The following is a 2,645-nucleotide window of genomic DNA, read 5'->3' as shown; positions in this document are numbered from 1 at the left end:
GTGCGGCCCGACTGCTTGCCCTCGGCGGCCTCGCGCCGTCCGCGGGTGTGGGTGGCCCGCGGCAGCATCCCGTACTCGGCCGTCACCCAGCCCTGGCCGCGCCCGCGCAGGAAGCCCGGCACCGTTTCGTCGACGCTGGCGGTCACCAGGACCCTGGTGTGGCCGAAGCTGACCAGGCACGAGCCCTCGGCGTAGCGGTTGACGCCGGTCTCAAGAGTCACGGGGCGCAGCATATCGGGCGCGCGTTCGGATGGGCGCATGTATGGTCCTCTCGCGTCGGGCCGCGGCTTGCGTGGCGGAAGCGGGCGCTTATCCTAGTTCACAAGAGTTTCGTCCATGGGCGATCAGGACCGACCATAACCTCGTGACCAGCCCCCTGCTTTCCCGCGGGCCCTCGTTGGCCGAACTGGACGAGCGGGCCCGCGACATCTTCCGTCGGATCGTCGAGACCTATCTGGAGACGGGCGAGCCGGTCGGCTCGCGCACCATCTCCAAGGGCGGCGTCCACCTCTCCCCGGCCTCGATCCGCAACACCATGCAGGATCTCACTGCGCTCGGCCTGTTGGGCGCGCCGCACATCAGCGCCGGGCGGCTGCCGACCCATGCGGGCCTTAGGCTGTTCGTCGACGGCCTGCTGGAGGTCGGCGACGTCGGGGCCGACGAGCGGCGCGACATCGAGGCCCGGTTGCGCGGCCACGGCCGCAATCTCGACGAGGCGCTGAACGAAGCCAGCGCCATCCTCTCAGGCCTGGCGGGCGGAGCGGGGGTGGTGGTGACGCCGGTGCGCGACGCCGGGGTCAAGCACGTGGAGTTCGTCGCCCTGGGCGGCGACCAGGCCCTGGCGATCATGGTCTTCGAGGACGGGGCGGTGGAGAACCGGCTGATGCGGCTGAGCGCCGGCGTCACGCCCTCGGCCCTGCAGGAGGCGTCCAACTTCCTGAACGCCCGGCTGCGCGGCAAGACCCTGGGAGAAGCCCGCGCGGAGGTCCGCGGCGAGCTCGACAGGGCGCGCCGCCAGCTCGACGAAACCGCCGCCCGGCTGGTGGAGGACGGCCTGGCCGCCTGGGGCGGCGGCGATGCGGCCGACCGGGCGCTGATCGTGCGCGGCCGCGCCAACCTCTTGGGTGACACCCAGGCCCTGGCCGACCTCGAGCGGGTGCGGATGCTGTTCGACGATCTGGAACAGAAGGAACAGCTGATCGGTCTTCTGGACAACGTCCGCGAGGCGCAGGGCGTGCGGATATTCATCGGCGCCGAGACCCAGCTCTTTTCGCTGTCGGGTTCCGCCGTGATCGCGGCGCCCTATATGACGGGCGACCAGCGGGTGCTGGGCGCGATCGGCGTGATCGGGCCGGCCCGCCTGAACTACGCCCGGGTCATTCCGCTGGTGGACTATACCGCCCGCGTGCTTGGCCAGGTGATGAACTTGTAAAGGGTGACGATGACCGACGAAACGACGCCGGCCGAAGACAATATCGATCCGGTGCTGGCCGACGCCGCCACTGAAGAGCTGGAAACGCTGCGCGCCGAGAACGCGGCGCTGAAGGATCAGGCGCTGCGCTACGCCGCCGAGGCGGAGAACACCCGCCGCAGGGCCGAGCGCGAGGCCAACGACGCGCGCGCCTACGCGATCCAGAAGTTCGCCCGCGACCTGCTGGGCGTCGCCGACAACCTCTCCCGCGCCATGGCCGCCGCGCCGGCCGAGGACGCCGATCCGAACGCGGTGAAGAACTTCGTGCTCGGCGTGCAGATGACCGAGAAGGAGCTGCAGGCCGCCTTCGAGCGCAACGGCCTGAAGAAGGTCGATCCGGCCCGCGGCGACAAGTTCGACCCCCACCTGCACCAGGCGATGATGGAACAGCCGGCCGACGACGTGGCCGGCGGCGCCGTGCTGCAGACCATGCAGTCCGGCTACGAGCTGTTCGGCCGTATCGTCCGCCCGGCCATGGTCGTGGTCGCCGCCAAGGGCTCCGGCCAGGCCGCCGCCGCCCAGCAACCCTACGCCGCCAACGACGAGGACGAGCCCGGCGGCAGCGTCGACACGCGGGCTTAGTAAGCGGCGGAGGCGGGCAAGCCGCACAGTTCGCCCCCTTCCCCAGCCCCGCTTTTCAGCTAATGTCGCAAGTCCCTTCCTCGTCGGGGTATTGGCGCGCCGAGAGCGGCTGCGCGGGAGTGCGGACAAAGACATGAAGCTGACGATCGAGCGAGCGGCGCTCTTGAAGGCCCTTGGCCACGTCCAGAGCGCCGTGGAGCGGCGCAATACGATTCCGATCCTGTCAAACGTGCTGCTCAGCGCCGAGCGCGACAAGCTCAGCTTCTCGGCCACCGACCTCGACATGGAGATCATCGACGAGGCGATGGCTCAGGTGGACCAGCCGGGCCAGATCACCGCGCCGGCCCACACCCTTTATGAGATCGTCCGCAAGCTGCCCGAGGGCGCCGACGTCACGCTCAGCTTCACCGGCGAGGACCCGCGCCTGACGGTCGCCGCCGGCCGCTCGCGCTTCAACCTGCCGGTGCTGCCGGCCGGCGACTTCCCGGTGATGAGCTCCGACGGCCTCTCCGGTCAGGTCGGCGTCGACGTGAACGAGCTGATCCGGCTGATCGACAAGACCCGGTTCGCCATCTCCACCGAGGAGACGCGC

Annotated in this window: 3 protein-coding genes and 1 pseudogene; 3 read left to right on the top strand and 1 reads right to left on the bottom strand. The window is 70.1% G+C overall.

Annotated elements, in window-relative coordinates:
• Positions 1–260, bottom strand: a pseudogene (locus VHK87_RS10265) (ribonuclease PH); the annotation flags it as partial.
• Positions 261–364: 104 nt separating this feature from the next.
• On the opposite strand from VHK87_RS10265, the gene hrcA reads away from it, so the two are divergent.
• The 3 genes from hrcA to VHK87_RS10250 form a co-directional block, all read left to right on the top strand.
• Positions 365–1,432 (top strand): heat-inducible transcriptional repressor HrcA, encoded by a 1,068-nt coding sequence (gene hrcA, locus VHK87_RS10260; protein ID WP_329634802.1) that lies wholly within the window; start codon positions 365–367, stop codon positions 1,430–1,432.
• Positions 1,433–1,441: 9 nt separating this feature from the next.
• Positions 1,442–2,053 carry a nucleotide exchange factor GrpE gene (gene grpE, locus VHK87_RS10255; RefSeq protein ID WP_329634801.1) on the top strand — a complete coding sequence of 204 codons (612 nt, stop codon included), beginning with the start codon at positions 1,442–1,444 and terminating at the stop codon, positions 2,051–2,053.
• A 133-nt stretch (positions 2,054–2,186) separates the two neighbouring features.
• Positions 2,187–2,645: DNA polymerase III subunit beta (locus tag VHK87_RS10250; RefSeq protein ID WP_329634800.1), on the top strand; the 459-nt coding region annotated here is incomplete at its 3' end.

Source organism: Phenylobacterium sp., from assembly GCF_036263695.1.
Classification (GTDB): Bacteria; Pseudomonadota; Alphaproteobacteria; order Caulobacterales; family Caulobacteraceae; genus Phenylobacterium.
This window is presented reverse-complemented; position numbering and strand designations above follow the sequence as displayed.